At 57.8% G+C, this 23,421-nt stretch carries 21 protein-coding genes; 7 read left to right on the forward strand and 14 right to left on the reverse strand.

The features are described 5' to 3' along the window. Positions 1-65 precede the first annotated feature (65 nt). Positions 66-455 (forward strand): hypothetical protein, encoded by a 390-nt coding sequence (locus SH661x_RS06970; RefSeq protein WP_437229348.1) that lies wholly within the window; start codon positions 66-68, stop codon positions 453-455. 81 nt (positions 456-536) lie between these two features. Here SH661x_RS06970 and SH661x_RS06975 read toward each other — a convergent pair whose 3' ends face one another. From SH661x_RS06975 to SH661x_RS07025, 11 genes are all read right to left on the reverse strand, one after another. Then, the gene (locus tag SH661x_RS06975) at positions 537-1,088 is read right to left on the reverse strand and encodes a rhodanese-like domain-containing protein (protein ID WP_437229350.1); all 552 of its coding nucleotides are present in this window, start codon (positions 1,086-1,088) and stop codon (positions 537-539) included. A 59-nt stretch (positions 1,089-1,147) separates the two neighbouring features. Next, a complete protein-coding gene (locus tag SH661x_RS06980; RefSeq protein WP_437229352.1) occupies positions 1,148-2,884 on the reverse strand; it encodes a SufS family cysteine desulfurase in 1,737 nt (578 codons plus the stop codon). 27 nt (positions 2,885-2,911) lie between these two features. Continuing rightward, on the reverse strand, positions 2,912-4,351 hold the full coding sequence (locus SH661x_RS06985; RefSeq protein WP_437229354.1) for a family 2B encapsulin nanocompartment shell protein: 1,440 nt from the start codon (positions 4,349-4,351) through the stop codon (positions 2,912-2,914). A 72-nt stretch (positions 4,352-4,423) separates the two neighbouring features. Further along, positions 4,424-5,881: a family 2B encapsulin nanocompartment shell protein gene (locus SH661x_RS06990; protein ID WP_437229356.1), complete on the reverse strand. Its 1,458-nt coding sequence runs from the start codon at positions 5,879-5,881 to the stop codon at positions 4,424-4,426. A gap of 45 nt (positions 5,882-5,926) precedes the next feature. Then, on the reverse strand, positions 5,927-6,886 hold the full coding sequence (cysK, locus tag SH661x_RS06995) for a cysteine synthase A (protein ID WP_437229358.1): 960 nt from the start codon (positions 6,884-6,886) through the stop codon (positions 5,927-5,929). Positions 6,887-6,890: 4 nt separating this feature from the next. Continuing rightward, positions 6,891-7,016 (reverse strand): hypothetical protein, encoded by a 126-nt coding sequence (locus tag SH661x_RS07000; protein WP_437229360.1) that lies wholly within the window; start codon positions 7,014-7,016, stop codon positions 6,891-6,893. A 479-nt stretch (positions 7,017-7,495) separates the two neighbouring features. After that, the gene (locus SH661x_RS07005) at positions 7,496-8,683 is read right to left on the reverse strand and encodes a sialidase family protein (protein ID WP_437229362.1); all 1,188 of its coding nucleotides are present in this window, start codon (positions 8,681-8,683) and stop codon (positions 7,496-7,498) included. Between the two features lie 89 nt (positions 8,684-8,772). Next, the gene (locus tag SH661x_RS07010; RefSeq protein WP_437229364.1) at positions 8,773-9,978 is read right to left on the reverse strand and encodes a hypothetical protein; all 1,206 of its coding nucleotides are present in this window, start codon (positions 9,976-9,978) and stop codon (positions 8,773-8,775) included. Between the two features lie 166 nt (positions 9,979-10,144). Next, a complete protein-coding gene (locus SH661x_RS07015) occupies positions 10,145-11,323 on the reverse strand; it encodes a hypothetical protein (RefSeq protein WP_437229366.1) in 1,179 nt (392 codons plus the stop codon). Positions 11,324-11,342: 19 nt separating this feature from the next. Further along, entirely contained in the window at positions 11,343-12,149 is an 807-nt protein-coding gene (locus tag SH661x_RS07020; RefSeq protein WP_437229368.1) for a hypothetical protein, read from the reverse strand. Positions 12,150-12,354: 205 nt separating this feature from the next. After that, a complete protein-coding gene (locus SH661x_RS07025) occupies positions 12,355-13,128 on the reverse strand; it encodes a hypothetical protein (RefSeq protein ID WP_437229370.1) in 774 nt (257 codons plus the stop codon). Positions 13,129-13,406: 278 nt separating this feature from the next. Between SH661x_RS07025 and SH661x_RS07030 the strand changes: the two genes are divergently transcribed. Further along, positions 13,407-14,426, forward strand: coding sequence for an EF-hand domain-containing protein (locus SH661x_RS07030; RefSeq protein ID WP_437229372.1), 1,020 nt, complete (start codon positions 13,407-13,409; stop codon positions 14,424-14,426). 258 nt (positions 14,427-14,684) lie between these two features. Here the strand turns inward: SH661x_RS07030 and bshB1 are convergent, their stop codons facing one another. Next, positions 14,685-15,392: a bacillithiol biosynthesis deacetylase BshB1 gene (bshB1, locus tag SH661x_RS07035; RefSeq protein WP_437229374.1), complete on the reverse strand. Its 708-nt coding sequence runs from the start codon at positions 15,390-15,392 to the stop codon at positions 14,685-14,687. A 189-nt stretch (positions 15,393-15,581) separates the two neighbouring features. Here bshB1 and SH661x_RS07040 point away from each other — a divergent pair, with 189 nt between their 5' ends. From SH661x_RS07040 to SH661x_RS07060, 5 genes are all read left to right on the forward strand, one after another. Then, entirely contained in the window at positions 15,582-15,833 is a 252-nt protein-coding gene (locus SH661x_RS07040; RefSeq protein ID WP_437229376.1) for a hypothetical protein, read from the forward strand. A 674-nt stretch (positions 15,834-16,507) separates the two neighbouring features. Next, positions 16,508-17,476, forward strand: a complete 969-nt coding sequence (locus tag SH661x_RS07045; protein WP_437229378.1) for a sugar phosphate isomerase/epimerase family protein — start codon at positions 16,508-16,510, stop codon at positions 17,474-17,476. A 192-nt stretch (positions 17,477-17,668) separates the two neighbouring features. Then, positions 17,669-18,370: a PTS sugar transporter subunit IIA gene (locus SH661x_RS07050; RefSeq protein ID WP_437229380.1), complete on the forward strand. Its 702-nt coding sequence runs from the start codon at positions 17,669-17,671 to the stop codon at positions 18,368-18,370. Between the two features lie 144 nt (positions 18,371-18,514). Next, positions 18,515-19,552: an SMP-30/gluconolactonase/LRE family protein gene (locus SH661x_RS07055; protein WP_437229382.1), complete on the forward strand. Its 1,038-nt coding sequence runs from the start codon at positions 18,515-18,517 to the stop codon at positions 19,550-19,552. Between the two features lie 238 nt (positions 19,553-19,790). After that, entirely contained in the window at positions 19,791-20,741 is a 951-nt protein-coding gene (locus SH661x_RS07060; protein ID WP_437229384.1) for a CPBP family intramembrane glutamic endopeptidase, read from the forward strand. Here the strand turns inward: SH661x_RS07060 and SH661x_RS07065 are convergent. Both SH661x_RS07065 and SH661x_RS07070 read right to left on the reverse strand, forming a co-directional pair. Further along, positions 20,738-21,556 carry a hypothetical protein gene (locus tag SH661x_RS07065; protein WP_437229386.1) on the reverse strand — a complete coding sequence of 273 codons (819 nt, stop codon included), beginning with the start codon at positions 21,554-21,556 and terminating at the stop codon, positions 20,738-20,740. The genes SH661x_RS07060 and SH661x_RS07065 overlap by 4 nt on opposite strands. A gap of 171 nt (positions 21,557-21,727) precedes the next feature. Further along, positions 21,728-23,410, reverse strand: a complete 1,683-nt coding sequence (locus SH661x_RS07070; RefSeq protein ID WP_437229388.1) for a response regulator — start codon at positions 23,408-23,410, stop codon at positions 21,728-21,730. Positions 23,411-23,421 lie beyond the last annotated feature (11 nt).

A 23,421-nucleotide genomic window follows, 5' to 3' on the forward strand; every position in this document is an offset into this window, starting at 1 on the left:
TCGGCGCCGGAACGCCACACTTTCGTGAGATTCGCTCCAGGTTTTCCAGACGATCGGATGCGTTGATGCGAATATTTGCCATCCTCTTCAGCCTGATCCCGCTGGGGATTGGAGTCACCGTGTTGGGGTTCCTGTGGCTGACTCCGTTTGACCAGTTCGGCAGCCCGCCATTGTTTTTTCGCGTCTTTGCAAGTTTTATTGCCTTCGGGTTCATTCTCTTTGGTGCTGCGGCAATGACCAATGCTTTTTACGGTCCCGACTTCATGGCCCAGATGCGTGAGCAGATGCATCGGGCAGACCTTTCGAAGAGATTCCAGGAGCCCAGATCGACAGCTTCCCCGCAGGGATATATCTGCAGTCAATGCGGTGCGCCGCTGGGAAAGAACCCTGATGTCTCTCCGTTGGGGGACGTCAAATGCACCCACTGCGGCAAGTGGTTCAACATCCATACCTGAGGGATTTCCGAGCTGCAAAACGAGGGACAGGCCCTGCTGCAGGTGGACGCCAACGTTTCAGCTGACGTCAGAACGCCGGCTTCAGGTCGAGCAGGATTGCTTGGCAGGGGCCTGATTCCACGGCATGCGGGCGAGGATCATTCCCATGCCACAGGTGTCGGTGATGCCGGCGAAGACGAGACCGGCGCCGACAAAGGCCGAAATGCCAAAGAAGCCGGGGTGAACGAACCAGCCGAGTGTCACTCCCAGCAGGACCAGTGATCCGGCAGCGATCCGGACCTGTCGTTCCAGCGACATCGTCTTGCGGCCCCGAACGATGGGAAGCCCTGACGTGAGGCAGGCCTGCGTTCCCCCCTCGACATTCACCACGTTGGCAAAGCCGGCTTTGGCGAACTGTTCAACGGCCATCCGGCCACGCCCCCCCGACTTGCAGATGACGTACACCGGGGCGTCAGCGGAACCGGTCCGGGACTGCATCACCTGGGCAGGGTTGAGGCGGTCCAGCGGCACGTTCCGGGCGAATCCGACATGCGCTTCCTCGAATTCCGCAGGAGTCCGCACGTCAATCAGATCCAGTGACTGACCGTTGCGGGAGAGCTGTGTGAGTTCCTGAGGTGAAATCGATGCACTCATGATGTTTCTTCCGTGACCGCTCGCTGCGCCGAGAGCATTTTTCGAAGTGCCGCCTGAGTCTAAAAGATTCTCGACACGTTGGGCGACGAGTGCCGGATCCGTTTGACCGAATTGACCAGGTGGTCAATTTCATCATACGTGTTGTAGATGGAAAATGAAGGGCGAACCGTCGATTCGAGTCCGAATCGACGCAGCGACGGCTGAGCACAGTGATGCCCGGAACGCACAGCAATTCCTTCGCGGTCGAGTAGCCGTCCGACCTCTTCCGTCGGGCGATTCTGCATGACGAAAGAGACGACGGACACTTTTTCACGCGCCGTTCCCACGAGCCGGACGCCGTCGATGCGCGAGAGTTGTTCGGTCGCGTATTCGAGCAGCTGGTGTTCGTGATGTGCGATCTGCGGCAGACCCAGCTGAGTCACATAATCGAGAGCCGCACCCAGCCCAACGGCATCGGCAATATTGGGAGTGCCCGCTTCGAACTTCGCCGGCGGATCGCTGTAGGTGGTCTGTTCGAAGGTGACGTCCTTGATCATGCTTCCGCCCCCCTGCCAGGGAGGCATCAGTTCCAGCAGTTCAGACTTCACATAGACCGCTCCAATGCCGGTCGGTCCGAAGATCTTATGCCCGGAGAACACATAGAAGTCGCAACCCAGTTCCTGCACATTCACGGGGATATGGGCAACGGACTGGGCCCCGTCGATGAGAACGCGGGCTCCGTATCGCTTGGCCATCTGAGTCATTTCCGCCACCGGCAACAGCGTCCCGAGGCTGTTGTTGGCATGCGTGAAGGCGACCAGTCGTGTTCGGGGGCCGAGCAGCCGCTGGTAGTCTTCAAGAATGATCTCGCCCGAATCGTTCACCGGGACCACGCGAATGACCGCTCCGGTTTCCTGAGCCACCATCTGCCAGGGAACAATGTTGGCATGGTGTTCCAGGGTGGTGAGGATAATCTCGTCACCCCGCTGGAGGAATTTGCGTCCGCATGTCTGGGCGACGAGGTTGATCCCTTCGGTCGTCCCACGCACAAAAACGATTTCCTCGACAGAGCTGGCGCCGAGGAACCGCTGCACTTTCTTGCGGGCGTCCTCATAGGCATCGGTGGCACGTGCTGCCAGCGAATGTGCTCCGCGGTGAATGTTGGAGTTGTCGTTGGCGTAGAAACGGGCCAGTTCATCAATGACGCATTGCGGCTTTTGCGTCGTGGCGGCATTGTCCATCCAGACCAGCGGATGGCCGTGGATCCGCTGGTTCAGAATCGGAAAGTCCCGACGAATGGAAGCGACGTCAAACGGACGCCCGCTTTCGCGGATCGGATTTCGTCCCGAGAACAGTGAGGTGTTGGAGTGTGAGAAGGGGGCTGTCGGCTGGTAGATATTCCCGACCGGCGGGCTGACATACTGCGAAGCGGTATTGCCGAGGCCCGACTGACTGGCGACATGGGAAGTCTGAAGTCCCCGGACGAAATTTCGAAGCCCTTCTGTGCGGCCACTGTCCGCCGACGGTCGCGGATTGATCGCGCTTTGCGATTCCGCGTGCAGTCGATTCTCCGCAGCGTTGCGGGCTGAAATCTTCTTGGCAGCGGTGGTCAGAGATTCTGAGACATGAGGGACCGGATCGCTTTGGACTCCGAAGCCGATGTTCTCCGATTCCATCTTCGGCAGGGGAGTTCCCGGCGAGATGGGGGGATAATGGCTTGCGGAAGTGGACGGAATCTGTGGCGAGGCCGTCCCCGGAAGCATGTTGTACAGCCGCGAGGTAATCTCGGTCAGTTTCTCAGGAGTGAGTTCGTGCATGGGATTCATGACAGAGCCAGCTGGAGATTATTTCGGGGTGCGGCGGCGATGTTCGTAGTCGTGGTAGTACCCGACTTCGACGTTTTCGAGGACACCGAGTGCATCGTCGGTGAGGACGGCACAGGAGAAGTAGAGTGTGAGCAGGTAGGAAGCGACGCCGAGGCTGTCGAGTCCCATCAGCCGTGCCGAAAGGCTGGGCATGATCTCGCCGGGGATGCCGGTCTGATGCAGTCCGACGACACCCTGATCTTCTTCACCCACCCGCAGCAGCAGGATGCTGGTGGTGCCAAACCACTGGTTGGACTTGTAGCGGTTGCTCATCTCCAGCTTGTCGCAGGGGACGATGGGAACGCCACGCCATGTAATGACGGGGGTTCCGAAGAGGTTCATGGTGACAGGCGGAACACCGCGCCAGGTGCATTCGCGTTCGAAAGCGGCAATCGCTTTGGGATGGGCCAGGAAGAAGGCAGGCTTCTTCCAGACCAGAGCGAGCAGTTCATCCAGATCGTCCGGCGTCGGAGCGCCGTAGCGTGTACTGATCCGCATGGCGGGGTCAGCGGAGTGGATGAGACCGAACTTGGGATTGTTGATGATATCCCATTCCTGGCGCTCCTTGATTCCCTCAATGGTGAGGCGCATCTGCTCTTCGAGCTGATTGTAGGGCCCGTTGTAGAGGTCGGAGACGCGGGTGTGAACGCGCACAACAGTCTGCGTGGCGGTGAGGGAATACTCACGTGGTGTCGCTGAGTAATCGACGAAGGTTTCAGGGATCTCGACGTTCTCAGCGAAGCCGGAGACGAGATCGATATTGCGTTCCCCATAGCGGTTGACCATGGAACGGAGTTCACGGTGTTCGGTGACCGCCCGCTGGAAGTCTTCAGAGAGTTGCGGCGACTTGCGGAGCGCTGCGTCCAGATCCTTCCGCGACAGCGAAAGCAGAATACAGGGGGTCAGCGTGCGGATCGTCATGTCCGAAGCGTTGTCGGAAACCAGATCCGCTTCGCCGAAGTATTCCCCATCGGTGAGGAGAGCGAGTCGGAGATCGGTCCCGTGAATTCCCTTGCTGAGGACTTCGACCTGACCCTGAGCGATAATGAAGAGTTTGTTCCCTCCTTCGCCTTCGCCGATCAGTTTTCGTCCCAGCGAGACCTCTTCCGTTTTGAAGGCATCGGCCAGGCGGGCGATCACTGCATCGGACAGCTGAGAAAAGAGCGGGACGCTGCGCAGGGCGGCGGGCGAGAACGTAATGTGCTTGCCGAACACATCGACGTTCACCCGGTCGGCCTTGCTGAGTTCAACCTTGGTGCGGTTGACGCGATAGGTACCGCCGTGGACATGAACCCAGGGGAGGAGAGAGAGCAGCCAGCGCGGAGTGATGGACATCATCATCGGCGCTGTCTTGGTCGTATCCGCCAGATTTCGGGCGACCGATGTTGTCACGCTACGCTGCAGGAGGTTGTCGGACATTTTAATGGTTGGTTAGAGAAGGAGATTGTTTTCGAATCTTCAGTGGGAGTGGGGCGTCACAGGCCCTCTTTTTTAAATTCCCAGTCCTTTGTCGAATCCCTGGGTCTCGCGATGTTCGTAGTCGTGGTAGTACCCGACTTCGACGTTTTCGAGGACACCGAGTGCATCGTCGGTGAGGACGGCACAGGAGAAGTAGAGTGTGAGCAGGTAGGAAGCGACGCCGAGGCTGTCGAGTCCCATGAGCCGTGCCGAGAGGCTGGGCATGATCTCGCCGGGGATGCCGGTCTGATGCAGTCCGACGACACCCTGATCTTCTTCACCCACCCGCAGCAGCAGGATGCTGGTGGTGCCAAACCACTGGTTGGACTTGTAGCGGTTGCTCATCTCCAACTTGTCGCAGGGGACGATGGGAACGCCACGCCATGTAATGACGGGGGTTCCGAAGAGGTTCATGGTGACAGGAGGAACACCGCGCCAGGTGCATTCGCGTTCGAAAGCGGCAATCGCTTTGGGATGTGCCAGGAAGAAGGCGGGCTTCTTCCAGACCAGTGCGAGAAGTTCATCCAGATCGTCTGGCGTGGGAGCGCCGTAACGTGTGCTGATCCGCATGGCGGGGTCAGCGGAGTGGATGAGACCGAACTTGGGATTGTTGATGATATCCCATTCCTGGCGCTCCTTGATTCCCTCAATGGTGAGGCGCATCTGCTCTTCGAGCTGATTGTAGGGCCCGTTGTAGAGGTCAGAGACGCGGGTGTGAACGCGGACAACCGTCTGCGTGGCGGTGAGGGAGTACTCGCGTGGCGTTGCGGAGTAATCGACGAAGGTTTCAGGGATCTCGACGTTCTCAGCGAAGCCGGAGACGAGATCGATATTGCGTTCCCCATAGCGGTTGACCATGGAGCGGAGTTCACGGTGTTCCGTGATCGCGCGCTGGAAGTCTTCAGAGAGTTGCGGGGACTTGCGGAGCGCAGCGTCCAGATCCTTTCGCGACAGCGACAGCAGAATACACGGGGTGATGGTCTGGATGGTGACGTCGGAAGGGACGTCCGCTGCCAGTTCGGACTCGCCGAAATATTCCCCATCGGTGAGGAGAGCGAGTCGGAGATCGGTCCCGTGAATTCCCTTGCTGAGGACTTCGACCTGACCCTGAGCGATGATGAAGAGTTTGTTCTCGTCTTCTCCTTCGCGGATGAGCTTGTTTCCCAGAGAGACCACTTCGCTCTTGAACGCGGGGGCAATTCGCAGCAGCAGCTGATCGGACAACTCCGAAAACAGAGGAATGCTTCGCAAGGCTTCCGGAGAGAATGTGGCGACGTCATTGACCACATCCACGCTGACCCGCTTGGCCTTGCTGAGTTCAACCTTGGTGCGGTTGACGCGATAGGTACCGCCGTGGACATGAACCCAGGGGAGGAGAGAAAGCAGCCAGCGCGGAGTGATGGACATCATCATCGGCGCTGTCTTGGTCGTATCCGCCAGATTTCGGGCGACCGATGTTGTCACGCTACGCTGCAATAAATTGTCGGACATGCACTTTCCTCAAGCGATAGATAAGCAAAGGGGCGGGGCGTGAGGCTATTCCGGGAACAGCCGAGTGGAGAGATAGCGTTCGCCGAGGTCCGGCAGGACCACCACGATGAGCTTCCCGCGATTTTCCGGGCGGAAAGCCAGCTGTCGGGCTGCCCACGCAGCTGCTCCGCAACTGATTCCGCACATCATTCCCTCGAGCCGAGCCAGCTCACGGGCGGTTTCAAAGGCAGCATCGTCGGTCACCGTGACGACTTCGTCGATCACGCCGACGTTGAGATTGGCGGGGATGAACCCGGCGCCGATCCCCTGAATCATGTGCCGTCCGGATTGAAGCGGCAGACCGGAACGTTTCTGACTGATGACCGGGCTCGCTTCCGGTTCGACAGCCACAATCTGGACGCCGGGCTTGCGGGCTTTCAGAACTTCGCCCACGCCGGTGATCGTTCCGCCTGTGCCCACGCCTGCGACAAAGATGTCGACCTTGCCGGCGGTATCCTTCCAGATCTCTTCAGCGGTGGTCTTCCGGTGGATCTCGGGGTTGGCGGGATTATTGAACTGCTGCGGAACGAAGTATCTTGAATCCCGCTGGGCCAGTTCTTCTGCTTTTCGGACAGCTCCCGGCATTCCTTCGGCAGCGGGGGTCAGGATGATTTCCGCGCCGAACGCTTTGAGCAGCCTGCGCCGTTCGATGCTCATCGTTTCCGGCATGGTCACCTGCAGCTGATAGCCGCGAGAGGCACACACGTAGGCCAGTCCGATTCCGGTGTTTCCACTGGTCGGTTCCAGGATGATGGTATCCGGGCCGATCTTTCCGTCCCGTTCCGCCTGATCGATCATGGCGCGTGCGATGCGATCCTTCACGCTCCACAGCGGATTCATGTTTTCAAGTTTGGCAACAACCTGAGCGCCCGCACCCTCGACGATTCGATGCAATCGGACCAGCGGTGTCCCGCCGACGCACTGCGAGATGTCATCATGAATCTGCTGAGCTTCTTTTACGGCCATTCCATCAACCTTTGAGAGTGATCCCGTCATGCAGTTCGAATGCCGACTCGCCCCGTAATCCTTCGGTGAATCCGGGGAGATTCAACGGACGGGTCACGTCAGCATGCGGACAAATAGATAAGGGAGGCACAGATCGCCTCCGGAGGTCCGGTCAGTCGAGATGTATTGTGCTGGTGGTCTCTCAGTATTTGTTCAAACTGAGTGTCGGCGGGAGTCTAGCAAATCTGAGGAAGCGATCCAAGGAATTCCAAAGAATTTGTCTTTTCTGGTTCAGCAGGCCTTGTGCGGCGCACCTGCAAGAATCTCGACACCTGAGAGAGTCGACCGCAAGATACGGCGGGTCGAGACCGCAGTCTCCTTTGAAATCCGCCGGGGCCATGGTCGACTCTCCCAGTCGAACCCGGCGTGTCGAGGGTCTGCCGATTTTTGATAGGATCGGTCCTTGAAGGGCATCGTACGGATCCGTCGTGCGTGGTGGAGCCTGACCAGCCGTCGAAAAACTCAGGCAACGCGAAACCGGAAGCTCAGATCCGGTCAGGGACGTGCAATCACCGTTGAAGTCCCCGGGGGAAGCGGCTGAGTCACGTGATCGTGATGTTCGATGGACAGTTACGGAACTGCTGCATCGTTTGATTTCCGCATCTGATCCACTTCGTCGAGCTTGAAGCGGACTGCGACAACGGAATTTTTCTCGTCTTGTTTCAATTGCACGTATGTCGTCGCAACGAAGGTTCCATCAGGCAGGACATCGAGTCCCGGATAACCCGTGTCGAACTTGCGCCCGAGATGATGGAGCAACTTGATTCGATACTCGCCTTCGCGTCCGTCAATGACGTCTTCGTACGCTCCGACCCACGCGACGAAGTGCCCTTTCGTCGGACCGTCCGCCCGATCCCGAAAGACGACGACCATCCGCCCATCGGGAGCATATCGCATCAGGTGGCGGTCTCCTGTCAGCGATGCGGTCAGCTCCTTCGGGTTCGACCACGTTTGACCTTCGTCATCGCTGGTGATGAACAGTGAGTTGAACTTTCGGGTGTTCTCGCGAATGCACATCAGCAGTTGCCTGCCGTCGGGGGAACGAATGACCGCCGGCTCACAGGGGTAGGCCCCGGGAACTTCGCAGACAATTCGTGAATCGCCCCAGGTGAGCCCGCCATCGGTCGAGGCACTCTGCCAGACCGCTTTTTCTGATTGGTCCTGATGTTCATCGACGGGATCATCGCTGTTCCCCCGGTGATACCACATCAGCCATTTCGTCCCCCCTTCGACCGCTCCAATGCTGATCGGGGCGACAATGGTCTTGAGGCCGTTCTGTTTCATCTCTGAAAATGTCTGGCCGTCATCGAGGGAGACTGCCTGATACATCGCTCCGTTCCCGGCGAAGGCGAAGACGCGCGCCACGCCATCAGGTCCGACGATGCGGTGGAGAGTCGGGCAGTTCCTGACTTTCGACCAGCTCTTGGGAACGGGGAGCAGTTCACTCCAGGTCAATCCCCCATCGTCGCTGCGTTTCAGCGGGCCGCAGACTCCGCCGTGCCCATAGGTCCAGGCGGCGAGGATTGTTTTTCCGTCCGGCATCAGAAGCGTGTGCGGGTGTCCTTGATAAATCTTTTCAGTCCCGCGAGCGACGATGCTCTGTTGACTGGTGTCGCTGGAAAGGTCGATTGTTTCGAGTGGCTGTTTCTTGGAAAGCTGAGGGGTGAAAGAGGGCGAATCTGGGGTGTCGGCGAGAATGGGAAGGGCGGCCAGGAGCATTATGCTCAGCGTGCCGGCAACGCTGAAGAGTTTCACCATGGCAGATGGTCCTGATCCATTCTTGACTAACAAAAACAGTCGAGGCGGGCCCTGCGTCTCTTCGCGTGAGCCGTTGGTGGAGGAGTCATTCAATCGAACGGATACTTCTCCACGTACTTCACTGTAGCAGGATCATCGGCCCGCAGCTTGTTCAGGTACGTTCTGGCTTTGGAACGATAGTCGACCGGTTTGCCATCGGAATTGATCGTCGTTCCCTCGGGAGCGTCCTTCTCCGCCACGATGAGATAACGCACGATGCACTGCCGGGGATGCCGGTCAGCGAACGGTTCCTGTCCGTAGCTGGCTGCGAGGGTGTCCATCACTTCCCAGTCCTGCCAACGGGCCAGGTCCAGAATCACCAGTCCTGAAAGCTGCGGGCGATGCAGGATTTTGCGAAGTGCGACTCGCAGTTTGTCTGCATCCACTTTCTCCTGCCCATAGGTCCACATGAATTCCAGCGCCTTCAGCAGCGAGTAGATTTCATGTTCCGGAGTCTTTTCATCATCCAGCTTCAGTCTCGTTAAGTCTGCCAGTCCGTCATTTCCTGTGAGGAGCAGGTACCCGCCCATCATCCCGTCGATCCCCATGCGTGAATCTTCCGGTTGTTCGCTGATGACCTCTTTCATGTACTTCGCATCCTCCGGCGTTCCGCACAGACCCAGCATCAGCCCGAACAGCCCTTTGCGGGTGGGGATTGTCAGAGGATTTTTCAGGCACTCGATGATCTTCTCGCGCGGGAGCAGATCGGTAATCAGCTTCAGATCTTCGTAGGGAATGCCAGCGAACTCGCTGTAGGCATCCATCGCGATGTCGGGATCTTCGTGCTCGAGATGACGAAGGTAAAACGGGAGCCGCTCTCGGACGGGAAGGTCGCGGGCGGGAGCTGTGATCAGGTATGTCCAGCATTCACGGCTGACGGGAGAGGGGAGTCCCCAGGCGATTTTCTCTTCATCGAGCGTGGCGAAAATCAGGCCTTCGTCGCCGGGGGTGCCGAAGTTGTAGCGATTGACGGTGAACTTGCTGCCGGGGGGATGCTCTGCCGCGGCGGCCCCCGCTGATTCGATGACCTTGTAAGTCGTGGTCCCCTCAGCGAAGTCGTTCGGGTCCGGTTTGACTGCGGATTCCCAGCGAACGAGCACTGCGACATGTGAGGTGCTGAGCTGTTCACTCAGTGTCGTTGTGGGAGCATCACAAAAGGGGCACGCACTGATCTTCAGGCTGGGAAGCAGCAGAAAGCTGGCCAGTGTCGCTGTCAAGACGAGGCTGGTGAACGCGATGCGCAATCCATTGCTCATGGTCGATGCTCCAGAGACATCCTTGTCTCGCACTCTCGATGGGATTTGTTCAGAGCACACCGCGTCAGCAAGTGCGTTCTGTTAGAACGTTGGGGAAATGCACTCGCTCACGCTTCGTGCTCTGACAGACAATTCACTGACTATTTCAACGAGTGAAACGACATGGCTAATCAAAGAAATAGCGTTCCGCGGCTTTCACTGTCTTTGGGTCTTTTTCACGCAGGAGTTCGAGGTTCGCACGGGCGGCTTTGACATGTGCCGGGACTTCCGCGTCAGCTGCCACCGGGGCGTCCTTCTCAGCAATCAGCATGAACCGCACAATGGCCCGCTTCACCGACGGAACCTGATAATCCTTGTTGTCGTACAGCGACATCAGTTCCGGCATGGTGGCCCAGTCCTGCCAGCGGGCCAGGTCGACGATCACCAGGTCGGCCAGATTCGGACGACGCAGCAGCAGCCGCATCGAGTGCCTCAGGTCTTCTGCGGGGATTCGTCCTTTGCCGTAGGTCCACATGAACCGCAGAGCCTGCATGGCAGCGAATGTTTCGCTGAAGTGAGCCTTGGTGTTGGACAGCTTGGTTTCGTCGAGAACCTGCAGACCCTCCTTGCCAGTCAGCAGCAGGTAACCTCCCATCACCCCGTCGATCCCCAGTCGGAAATCTTCCGGCTCTTCGATCACTTTCGCTTTGAGGAATTCCGCATCTTCCGCCTTGCCGGACAGACCGAGCATCAGTCCATACAGACCGATCCGGGTGGGAGTGATTTCCGGGTCCGAAAGCCACTTTCGCAGCTTCTCCCGGGGCATCTCATCCGCCAGTGGAACAATGTCATCGTAAGGGGCGTTGGCGAATTCCCCATAAGCGTCGGTGGCAACTGTTGGATCCGGATACTCCAGAAACTTCATGAAGTATGCGAGCCGGTCGCGGGTGGGAGATTCTTTGCTGGGAGCCTGCACGATGTATTGGAAGCTCGCTTCGGTGACTTCGAGCGGGCTGTTCCATTCGGTCTGGTTCTCAACGACGGTTCCCAGGAGGAGGAAGAGTTCTCCCGCCTTGCCGGAGCGATACCGGTCGACGGTAATCTTCTCACCCTTCTTCAGTTTCTTGGAATCGCCCCGGACGATCTGCACGATTTCGTAATCGGTGGTGCCGGTGAACCCTTCATCACGATTGGCTTCTTTCCCGCCGATCCATTGCACGAGCACGGCCGATTGGGCTGCTGCCAGCTGTTCACCCAGCGTCAACGACGGTGCGCTGCAGAATGGGCAACTGGAGGCGACCTGGCTGAACAGGCTCGCGACCACGAGTGCTGCTATGCCCAGGCAGGAAAGGAACAGAGAGCGCATCACAGGCTCCTTGGGGATTTCATTGATCGATGACACGGGCACCTTCGAGGCGATACAGCCACCACAGTCCTTCTTCCGAACCTTCGATATCCGGTTCGATCAAGAGAGTGGCTTCCACATCAAAGGGACGACCTGCAATATAGCTGGTCGTCTTCCCTGGCTGCATCGTCACGGCCAATTTGTCATAAACTTTCGGATCGCGGCCGAAGCAGCAGATGCCATTATCACGGACGAACATGAAGCTGGAAATCCCTTCCTGACGCCCGGACGGAAACATCCAGCCGCGAAGAATGATCTTCTGCCCGTTCAGGTTCTTCAGCCAGTCCGGAAGGTGGTCCATCACATCCGGCGGGACAGGCTCCATGTTGCAGACTTTGAGCAGGTCGAGATCATCAAAGGTGACCCGCAGCGACTGGCTCGCCCCTTCCTTGACGAATTCTTTATTGGGAATCAGCAGCTTGATCTCAAGGGGCTTGCTCCCTGCTTTGGCCTCAGCAGGCATGGAAGCGGATGTGTCGCCCGACGGAGTTGCTGTGGCAACCTGACCCTCTTCCGGGGATGCTTGTGTCGGCGCGCCTTCGGAAGCAGGCATCGCCTCGCCCGAAGCTGCAGGAGTCGCAGAGGACTCTTGAGCCAGGTCCGCTTTTTCACCCGAGGCTGCTGGCTCGACCGTTGGACTTTCGGAAGAAGGGGACGCAGTCGCCGGCTCGGACGGCTGTTCGACCTGCTCGGCCGACAGCGGGCGATACTCTTCGCCCGGACCTCCGCATCCCAGCGCAAAGCTCACCGCACCGAGACAAAGCAGACGGGGCAGAGTGTGGAACATGGAAGGACCTCCGTGGTGGGCAATGTTTCGTCAACTGACGTCAGGGCGGGCACGCGGAATGTGCCGGGAGGCCCTGAACTGCGGTCAGTCGTCGGATGGACTCGGATTCAACCCGATGACAATGGTGTTGTCGCTGGGCTGAAACCATACCGTAGATGCTGATTCCCCGACACTCCAGGTTGTCGGGTCTGACACTGACGCCCTGTCAGAAATCGCTGACGCGCGTCGTGAATTTGTCAGCGTCAATAATGTAAATCGGCTCGAGTTCGCCGTTGGGATCAAATTTCGGATTGATCCGGAACGTCCCAGCAACCGCCACTTTGCCGGCGTGGTAGTTAATCGTCTTGTCACCGTTCATCACAACTCCAAGCCGATCCCAGAGTTCCGGATTCGCACCGAAGCAGCAACTGGCGTTGTCTTTCACGAACAGGAATGAGTGCAGGTCGGTCGTCTGCTTGGTCTGGTAGATATATCCCTTGAGGAAGACTTTCTTTCCGTCGAAAGCGGCAACTTCGGGCGGCGGAGAAATCTTGCCGTCTTCCATCCGCATTCTCTTGTCGGAAATGTCTCGGACAAAGCTGATCCGCTCGTAACCTTTGGGAACTTCCGTCTGGTACGTGTAGACCTGGAATCCGATCCCCCCAGCCAGAAACACGAACGAGAGAAACAGCCCAGCCAGGGCGACTCCGGTCCCCCCGTAAGCACCGGCCGACCGGCGGATGATCCACAATCCGAGTCCGCTCAGCAAAAATGCGAGCACGCTCAGGGGCAGGGCCATCCAGATGAACAAACCTGCGGACGAGACGACCGCCAGGACCAGTCCGACCACCGCCAGAACTGGAACCGGATGATAATCGAACTCGTTCAGATCATCGAAACGCCGGGGAGTCTCGCTGCTGGTTGTCTGTTCCGGAAATGCTTCCGCAGTCGGGAGATTGGCGTCAATTGCGTCGTTTTTCTCGAATGTCTGTACAGCCACTCGACCACTCCACACTCAGAAATCGGAATTCATGAAAGATCGACAAGGAAAAAGGCCTCGTCGATTATATGTTCAACCTGATGGAAATACTCAAGTTTCTGACATGAAAAGTCACCGAAATCCCTGATTTGCACCGTTGCCACGGGATTTGACCGGAATCGGACAATTTCGCAATCCGGGAGAAAAATCAGGTCGGGTCCCGTTTTCAGGGGTTAGATCTCGAGAGCCATCGCGTCATCACACCCGTCATCATTCGCATTTCGAAACTCGAGGAATCCATGAAACGTGCATTCTGTGCGGCCGGTCTTCTGGCCTGCGGGGTCGCAACCATGACCTTTGCAGAGGATCAACTTCCTTTGGAAAACCTGTTTTCCCTGCTGGACAAAAACGGGGACGGCAAAGTCGTGACCGACGAAATCCCGGAAGGCCAGTATCCGTTTTTTGAACGGGTGCTCCGGCTGGGGGACAAAGATCAGGACGGCGGAATCACGATTGAGGAGCTGAGAGTTGCGTTGAAGGAGGGGCCTCCGGGCGGGGCGCCCCAACGCATGGAAGGCCCCGGACCGGGCGGGGATCGCAGTGCCCCAGCGGAATCGCTCTTCCAACGACTCGATCAGAACGGCGACGGGAAGCTGAGCCGCGATGAATTGCCGGAAGGAGTCCGGGAGCGTTTCTCTCCGCTGTTTGAAAAGCTCGGGACCGACTCCATCACCCTCGACCAGTTTCGCAGCCTCGCCCCACGCGAAGGCCGTCCGCTCGGAGAGGCGGGGCGACCGCCTGGGGACAGAGAAGGCTTTGGCAGGCCGGGCGAACCCCCCCGGGACGGCGCGGGAAGACCTCCGATGGGTCCGCGACCGCCGGCACTCCTGAAACTTCTCGATGAAGATGGAAACGGCAAGCTGAGCGAAGCGGAGTTTGCCAAGGCGCCCCAGCGATTCAAGGAGCTGGATAAGAACGGAGACGGTGAACTGGACATCATCGAAATCCTGGGGCTTCCTCCCGACATCGGCCCCGGTGGACCTCCCCGGATGCCAGAAGGAGGGAGGGGACGAGGGCCCGAAGGGGAACGGGGTGAACGAGGTCCGGGAGATCGAACTCCGCCCCGTGCAAACCCCGAAGCAGGGCAGCTCTTCAAACGACTGGATTCCAACGGAGACGGGTATATCTCCAAGGAAGAGGCTCCTGAACGGATCCGGGAAAACTTCGACCGGCTCGACGCCACGTTTGATGGGAAGCTGAGCCCCGAAGAACTTCGCAGCGGCCTGGAACAACTCCGCAACGTGGTTCCGTCGAAATAGAACCTGGATTCATGGCTGGGGAGTGAACCACGGAAGACACGGAATGCACGGAAGGGATTTCAAGAGAAGTAGAACCGCGAATCAAACGAATACAGCGAATGAATGATTGAGAGAGTTCCTCAGTTCGAGGTTCTGCCACCCTCCTTGATGTGGACGTTCTTCGGAATCCATTCGCTTCATTCGCGTGATTCGCGGTTAAAATTTTCCAGGTGTTTCCTTCCGTGCATTCCGTGTCTTCTGTGGTTCCAAAATTTTTTTTCAGACCAGTGCGCTGATGTCGTCCACCCGGATCTCTTCCCGGCTGGCGAATGGTTCGGCGTAGCTGCGTTCGATGGACCACCCCCAAAAGCGGGCTCGGTCGCGGATGTCGTCCATCACTGTGGGATGCGCGGTGCTCCGGCCGGTCAGCATCTGGCTTTCGTAGCAGGCCACCGCCTGCATCTTCTGGTCGATGAACTCGGAGATGTCCATCACGAAAGCGGGCTTGGGGTGAATCCGAAGATGAATGCTCCAGTAATAAAAAATCTTCGGCGGATAGTACGGTTCGCCTGCCATGTCGGTGCGTGAGAGTTTCGACCAGAATCTGGCGGCATCGACCATGGCGCTAGCCGAGACGTGATCGGGATGAGAGTCTTCCCAGTAGGGGGCCAGGATGATTCTGGGGCGAGTCAGTCGAAAAACTTCCGCCAGCGCTCGACGTCCCTCCAGCGTGTGTTCGAGTCGACGATTCGGCAGATTCAGCTGATGTCGCCAGTGCAGCCCCAGCAGTTTTGTGGCCCGTTCGGTTTCCTTTTTTCGAAGTTCGACAGTGCCGTGCGGGGTCGGTTCGCCGTTGGTCAATTCGACCACTCCGACCTGTTTTCCTTGGGAAATGCACTTGAGAATCGTTCCGCCGACGCTGATTTCAGCATCATCGGGGTGAGGGGCGACGACAAGCAGATCCAGCGGCTGGCTCAATGGAGACATGAAGATTGGTCTTTACTGAGTGAGAGTTCGCGCGATATGCAGCCATTCCTGCGACGTGTTGTCGTGGAGGGCTGAATGTTCACGGTATCGTCTCCCGGGTGGAGTCGACAAATGTACTCCCGCTGATTTGGCGATCTTCGTCCTGTCCAGCGGGGCCGATTGTCCGGAAAGTGGTTTGAAAGGGTGCCCATGCGGCTGGAACGAATTCTTGCCTGCCTGCTGTTGCTGACCAGCCTGGGCTGTCAAACGATGTGGGGTGTCAGTCAGGCTTCCCACGGCCGTGAAGATCCTGCCATCGACGATCCCTGGATCGAGAGTGCAGGGAACATTGCCCGGAACGAGCACCCGCCTGAAAAGGTGTACGACCCGCTGGGACTGAGAAACGTGCTGACATCGGAGAAGGCCCGGCAGATTGAACGAAACGTCGGTGTTGGAGACTGACATCCCTCTTCGATGATCGGCAACACGCTTGCGAGTTGCAGACAGTGCTTCGATCTTTCATCTGCAGCGATCTGCAGCAAATCAGTTTCGACACAGGCTTGGAGTGTGCGGATGAGTCGGCTGACATTCTTTCAATGCGAAGTGTGATGAATCTGGAGTGACAGAGCGGAATTCCTTGGATGATTCAAGAGCGTGGATGCGGTTCTGAGGCAACTCAAATCGGTCGGTCTGAATCGGTGAGCTGAAGATCCGAATTCTCAATGCGGAATTCAGTCGGAATGGGATGGTCAGGAAGCATGTCGGGCGATATGCTGCCACAGACCCATAACGGAATTAAGTCATTTCGCCGGACTTCAGTTTGAGATCGGGTTCGGGACTGCATCATGAGGGCGGTCCGGGTCCTTCGATCCAGACGCAGGCGAAACGCAATGCTCGCAAATCATGTCCCTTTCAGGAGTCTGTTCATCGTGCACGATGCTCCCCATTTGCTTTCTGGCCAGGTTTGCAGACTGATCGTGACCGTGCGTTCCCTGCAGTAGCGGGGAGGCCCTCGGGAGCAGGCGATCAGTTCGGATGATCCGCTGGCTCCGAGCGGTGTTCTTTCTCTGATGGTGAGATTGGTTTCTGCAACTGAACTCATCTGGTCATGACCAGCTTCATTGGCAGGAGTTGCTGTGAATCCGTTGATTCAAAATTTCTTTCATTCCATTCTTCGTGCCGGTGCACCGCTGAGCGAGTCACCCGAACAGACATCCCCGCAAGTGGCTCAGAGTCCCGAGACTGCCTCTCTTCGTTCATCACGCAAATCGACATCGATCAGCCTGGAACGGCGGATCTCCATCAATCAGGTCACCACGCTCCCCTGGTGTCTGAGTCAGGATCTGACCGACTACCAGCAGTCCGGGTTCGCTGCGATCGGCCTGAGCTGGCGGAAGATGAATGAATACGGCCTGCGACGATCAATGCGGCGGGTTCTGGAATCAGGTCTCCCGGTCTCGAGCCTGGGCTGCGTTGGCGGGTTCACTGGTGAGAATGGGTATACTGCAAAAGATGCGAGATCAGACGCTCGCCGAATGATCCGCGTGGCCGGGCAGCTGCGGGCCGGAACGGTTACCGTGATCAGCGGGCCTCAGGGAGGTCACATCCGGTCCCACGCCAATCGACTGGTGGTGGAATCGCTCAAAGAGCTGGTGCCGCTGGCAGCACTTTACGGGGTGCAGCTGGCGTTACAGCCGATGCATCCCATGTTCAACCGCAACTGGACATTCCTGCACACACTGGACGAGACACTGACGATTCTGGATCGGGTGAACGATTCCCGTTTGAAGATCAGTTTCGGAACGTATCACCTCTGGCAGGAAAGCCAGTTGCTGGACCGCGTCGCGGAGCTGGCTCCCCGGATCGGGCTGGTCCGACTTGCGGACTGGGGCGATACCCCGCGTCATGATCACGACCGGCTGCTCCCGGGGACAGGACGATTGCCGCTGGCTCAGGTGATTCGAGTCCTTGAAGATCAGAACTATACCGGCTGGTATGAACTGGATGTGTGGTCGAGAGACTTGTGGAAACAGGACCGTCGCGATTTAATGCGAGCATGTGTTCAGGCACGCGACAATCTGTCTTCGTCGCTGTTCCCTGTCTGAGAGGAATGCGGGCATTGCCGGCAGTTCCTGAAGGCGGGGTATTCGCACGGCGGTTGTCGAAACTCAGGATCGCATTCATGACGTGCGGCCACTTGGGCTGCGCCGTGGATTCACCTTCTTTGAGTGAGTCAGTCACACCTGCAGCAGCTTTCATGCTTCCCACATTCCTGTCCTCCCACCGAAGTCGTTCCCATGGCACACGAATGGTACTCTGTTGATGAACTCGCGCGGCAGCTGGGTCGCGATCGTCGTGAGATCGAGCGACTGGCCAGTCGAGGACGCATCCCTGCACACAAACGGGGGAATGAATGGCAGTTTCACGCTGCTGAAGTAACGCATTGGCTCGAACAGGAAATGCGTGACTACTCAGACTCCCAGCTGGCCGCGATTGAAAATGCCCAGGCCAGCCCCAGCGTCCAGAAAGAAATCCCTGTCAGCAGTCTGCTGAGACCGGAACTGATTCAGGTTCCGATGGAAGGACGGACCAAACGTTCGGTTCTCGAAGCCCTGGTCGAAACCGCCGGCCGAACCTGGCAGATCTGGGAACCAGCCACCATCCTGAAGGCGGTTCAGGAACGTGAAGCACTTCGATCGACTGCCTTCGACAACGGCGTTGCTCTGCCTCACCCTCGAAATCCGCTGCCCGATGCGATCGGCGAATCACTCATTGCGTTTGGACGGACGTTGAACTCCATCCCGTTCGGGGCGCCGAACAACACCGGGTCCGACTGCTTCTTCCTGATTCTCTGCAAGGATGCACACACTCACCTGCAGGTGCTCGCCCGGCTTTCTCGCATGATTCAACTGCCGGACTTCCTTCCGATGCTTCGCGACGCCGATTCTTCGGAAACCACCTATGAAGTCATTCTGTCAGCCGAACGGCATTTCAGCTGACACGGAGCAGTCTGCTCCTGCCCGGCCACCCATCCTGGAGTTTGATCACTCCGGATGTTCGTCGGCGAACACGATGAAGACTTTCAAAAACGATTTTGCCAACAGTCTGATACCAGTCGCTATCGCTTCAGGGGGATCCAAGTCATGATCGAGTTACGCTGCGTCCGTACCGCGTTGTTCCTGTGCCTGAGCTGGGGGTCGTTGATCCCGCTGAGTGCTTCGTTTGCTCAGGACAGCACCAACTATCCCGTGCTGGGCGAGGTTGTTTCACTCGACCCTGAGTTTGATGAACTGATTGCTCCGGGAACTCCCCTGCAGGTGGTCACCTCCGGGTTCATCTGGAGCGAAGGGCCGGTCTGGATTCGTGAAGCAGATGGCCCCGGCTACCTGCTGTTCTCCGACATTCCCCGCAACTCCATCATGAAGTGGGTGGAAGGGCAGGGGGCGTCGGTGTTCATGAAGCCTTCCGGGTATACCGGCGTTGCGGACTACGGAAATGAGCCGGGATCCAACGGACTGCTGCAGGATCTGCAGGGGCGACTTGTCTGCTGCGAACATGGGGACCGCCGCCTTTCCGTACTTACTGTCGGCGGTGGGAAGCGGACGCTGGTCGACAACTATCAGGGACGTCGGCTCAACAGCCCCAACGATGCCGTCCTGAAATCGAGCGGCGACATCTATTTCACCGATCCTCCTTACGGTCTTCCTGAACAGCTGAAAGATCCCCGGGCCGAACTGGATTTCTGCGGCGTTTACAAAGTCACCCCGGAAGGAGCACTGACGCTGCTCACCAAAGAGATGACCCGCCCCAACGGCATTGCGTTTTCGCCGGACGAAAAGATTCTGTATGTGGCTCAGTCCGATCCGGAAGCCGCATTGTGGATGGCGTTTCCCGTGAATGAAGACGGGACGATTGGGGCCGGAACGGTGTTCGCGGAAGCCAACGAAGCTGTCAAAGCTGGTATTCCTGGTCTGCCTGACGGTCTGGCTGTCGACCACAAGGGAAACGTCTTTGCCAGTGCTCCAGGTGGGATCTGGGTCTTCAACAGCAGCGGTAAACTGCTGGGGAAAATCAACACCGGCGAAGCGACCGGGAACTGCACGTTCGGCGGGGCCGACGGCTCGATTCTTTACATCGTCGCCGACACCTATATCTGCCGGATTCAGACCAAGACCCGGTAAGCCACGTGATGGATATCTGAAATCCGAAGGACGAAATTCGAAATCCGAAACAGAATTCAGCGTCAGTCCCGAATCAAGTTTGTGTTTGGGAATTGAGGCTTGAAAACTGTTTCGGATTGGATTTCCAGGCTGACATCCTCTCTGCCTGTCAGCGACCGATTTCCCGCGTCGCCTGTTGACGATTGCCCGTTTCTCCCGTACTTTCAAAAAGAGAAGTGCGGTGGGCAGGAGTCTGGAGATGCACGATCGACTCAACTCACGATCAGTTCCGGTGATCGCAGCGACCGGGCTGCGTACATTCTGGAATCGCAACAGCGACATCTTCGAAGCGTTGCTGTGGACCTTCGGGTTTCTGTTCGCTCAGGGATGTGTGCTCCTGGTGTTGCTGGCGGTCCTGCTGGTGACTTCTTACGGACTGAAACTCCCTCCGCAAGATGATCTGTTGTCCTGGGTGCTGGAGTCGAACCTCGATCGCTCCTTTCTGCTGGTGGGAGTCCCGGTGCTGGGGGCACTGTTTCTGATCATTCCAGCGATCCGCCTGCGTGAAGGACGTGAATTTCGTCAGCGAATCGGCTGGCGGCTTCCCACCAGTGAAGAGACCGTCTATTCGCTGGCGATGGTGGTTCCGGTCGCGCTGATCGGAAACGTGATCTACGATGTTCTGAATTCGTGGTGGTGCGGAGAACGGGTCATCTGGCCGTTCGCGGTCGCGCTGCGGGAGAGTTCACTCGATCACCTATACAACACGTTTCAGGGAGTTCCTTATCCGGTGCTGGTCGTGGCACTGGCACTGGCGCCTGCGGTTGTGGAAGAGCTGGTGTTTCGGGGGATGCTGGGACGCAGACTCGTCGAACGTTTCGGCGCTCCCTGGGGGATCTGCATTGCCTCTGGCTTGTTTGCCGCGGTACATGGCTCGCCGCCGCATGCGATCGCGACCATTCCGATTGCGGTGCTGCTGCACGTTCTCTATCTGCAGACAGGGACAATCGCCATTCCCATCCTCGTGCACTTCGGAAACAACCTGCTGGCGGTTTCGCTGGTGCACTTCAAGTTGGGGCCGGAGACTCCGGTCTCAGCGATGTTCATGGGGTCGCTGTGCGGTTACCTGGGACTGATGCTGTTTCTGCTGCATCACCGCACGCGACAACACCGCTGGCAGCTGGGACCGATCACGATGAAGGCGAATTAACTGCGTTCCGATTCACGGTTTGCCTTCGGCTTATGTGATTGATGAAACGTGTTCGCAGTTTCACGCAGGAGCAGCAGCATCTCCGTCCATTGAATCTCCCGGGCAGCCGGCGCCAGATCGCTGTCTTCATCGTGGGAGCAGTCCCGGCAGAAGTCGACAAACGCCATCGGATCCCAGCTTCCTTGTTGGAGCCGTCGCAGCCAGTCCCGGGCCTGGGGGTTGGTGTTTCGCTTCAGGATGCGCGAAGCGTGTTCGGACAGCCTGGGGAAAACAGGGTGAGTTCCGACGTTTCGGAACCAGTACTTGGCGTTGCTGTAGTCCGGTTCGCGTCGATGCAGGATGGCATGCCAGTAATCGCCGTGACGGGGCCGGCCTTTCCCTTCGATGCTCTGGGCGAGTTCATGACAGCGATCCATATCCCCCAGTACATGTGCCAGTCCAGCTTGATACGCGATCGCTTCTGTTGTGGAACCCGATTGATTCAGAACCTGTTCAACATCCTCCGGGATGGGCTGAGACTCAGGGACCAGCGGCGGGAAGCGTGGCGAAGACAGGTTCGTCTCCACTGCATTGAGGATCATGACCTGTCGGTCTGAACAGCCGGAGATGAGGTCTGTCAGGCAATGTGTTCCTGAGTTCGTCTGCAGCGACTCCCTGCGTACAAAGAAAATTCCTTCGGGGCAAATTCTGGCGACGAGTCGGGCAGCCTCCTCGCCGGTCTCGTTCCACAGAATCCGGCCGAGCTTTCCGACCGGAACGATGCACAGGTTGACTTCGGGATTGGCAAAGGCGCTGCGAATTGCCTCTTCCACCATCGGGACGCATGATGAAAACTCAGGCGGCCCTAACGGGATCACAGGTGATTCAACCGCGAAAGCAATCGCTGGGACGCTCTCCTGGAAATTTTGAACCGGAATAAAATTCCCAGAGAGGGCAGTCATGAGCGTTGAAAGTCCCCAAGTGAGGTTGCTGAGCGTCGACCGGCATCAGGCCATGGGGCAGACGGCATCTTCCAGAGCTTTGAGCAGCTGGTTGACGATGAATGGCTTGTAGAGCACCGTCTTCAACCCCATCTGACGGGCACGCACAAGGGTGTGTTCCCCGTCGTATCCGAATCCGGTCATCAGAATCACCGGCAGGTGTTCATGGGTCTCGCGAAGCCGACGGTAGAGCTCGGAGCCACCCATGTCGGGCGGCTTGATATCGCAGATGACCGCGTCATAGTGGAACGTCCGCACCATCCGGAGCGCCTGCTCGCCATCCCGGGCGGTCTCCACAATCACGTCGAAGCGTTCGAGAATTTCGTGAGCACTGTGGCGGATGTCCCGTTCCTTATCCACGACCAGAACCCGCTTGGCGCAGATGCGTGGATGGGTCTGCTTGCGAACAATCGCGGAACCCGATTCGGAGTAGATCGAGGACCCGACCTGACGAATCAGTTCGCGAATGTCCTGCGTGTGCTGCAGGACCCGTTTGAGTCGCTCACGGACCTGTGGATCGCTTTCGGCAAATTTCTCGTACAGCCAGGAAGAGTCGTTCAGAATGTCGTCGACTGGATCGGCGACTTCGCACAGCATTCGTTTCGTGCTCTCTTCCACCGTGGTCGCTTTTTCGGCCATCAGCAGGTCGAGAGTGTTGAGTGCGACACCGACCTCGCGACAGAAGAGTTCCAGAAACTGCAGGTCGGTCTGTGAGAATGCTCCCGGCTTGAAGCTCTCGACGTTGAAAGTCCCCTGGACCTGGTCGTGCCGGATCAAGGGGACTGTCAACGAACTGCGAGCCCCGGTGGCTCCGACGAGATACAGGGGGTCTGTCGCGGTGTCTTCACACAGATAGCTTCGTCCGGTCGCTGCGACGAAACCGGTGACTCCATTGCCTTCAGCACTGATTTTGAGTTCCCTCTGCGCGGCAGTCGGGTCCATTCCCAAGGCGAGCAGCGGTCGCAAAGTGTTGGTCGCCTGATCGACCACCCGGACTTCAACGGTCTCAAATTCGAGCAGTTCCTGGGTGTAGTAGCGGAGTTTGGATTTGAGGAGTTCAATCCGGTCGTGAGTGGAGAGATCCAGAACTTCTTCGGGTTGAAGGTCTCCCAGGTCGAGACCAGCCTTGTAGATCGCGTTGAGCTTTTGCTGCTGCAGAATCTCTTCGGAATTGTCGCGCAGGGTGACGAGGAGAAGTTGTTCGCCGTTGTTGACACGGCTGCAGACGGGGCTGACAGAGACGTCGAAGAACGTTTTCTCATTGACGCGGACGCGGGTTTTCACCTGTTTTCCGGTCGCCAGAACTGTATTCACCGGACAGAAGTTCTGTCCGACGATTTCCGCTCCCTGCCAGACATCGAACAAACGGCTTCGACCCGAAACATCGGAAAGCCCCAGCACGCTTTGGGCCATTGCGTTGGCCCAGAGAATTTCTTCGCGTTCGTTCAGCAGGGCGACAGCTTCCGGAAAACTGTCCAGCAGACCGGCCGCTTCGATCATCAGTCCTGCGCCGGCATTGTCGTTGCCGACCAGACACATCCCAGGCGGGGAGGTCTGCTTGAGTCTCTCAAGGGCATCTCCCAGAGAATCTGCCGAAGTCACTTTGCAGTGACCCTTGAGACCATCAATCACGGGTGAAAGTGATGATGGTTTGACTCCAAAGACCAGGACTTCAACTTGATCCGGCACGTCTCCTCCAT

This window comes from Planctomicrobium stercoris (assembly GCF_051465655.1).
Taxonomy (GTDB): Bacteria; Planctomycetota; Planctomycetia; order Planctomycetales; family Planctomycetaceae; genus Planctomicrobium.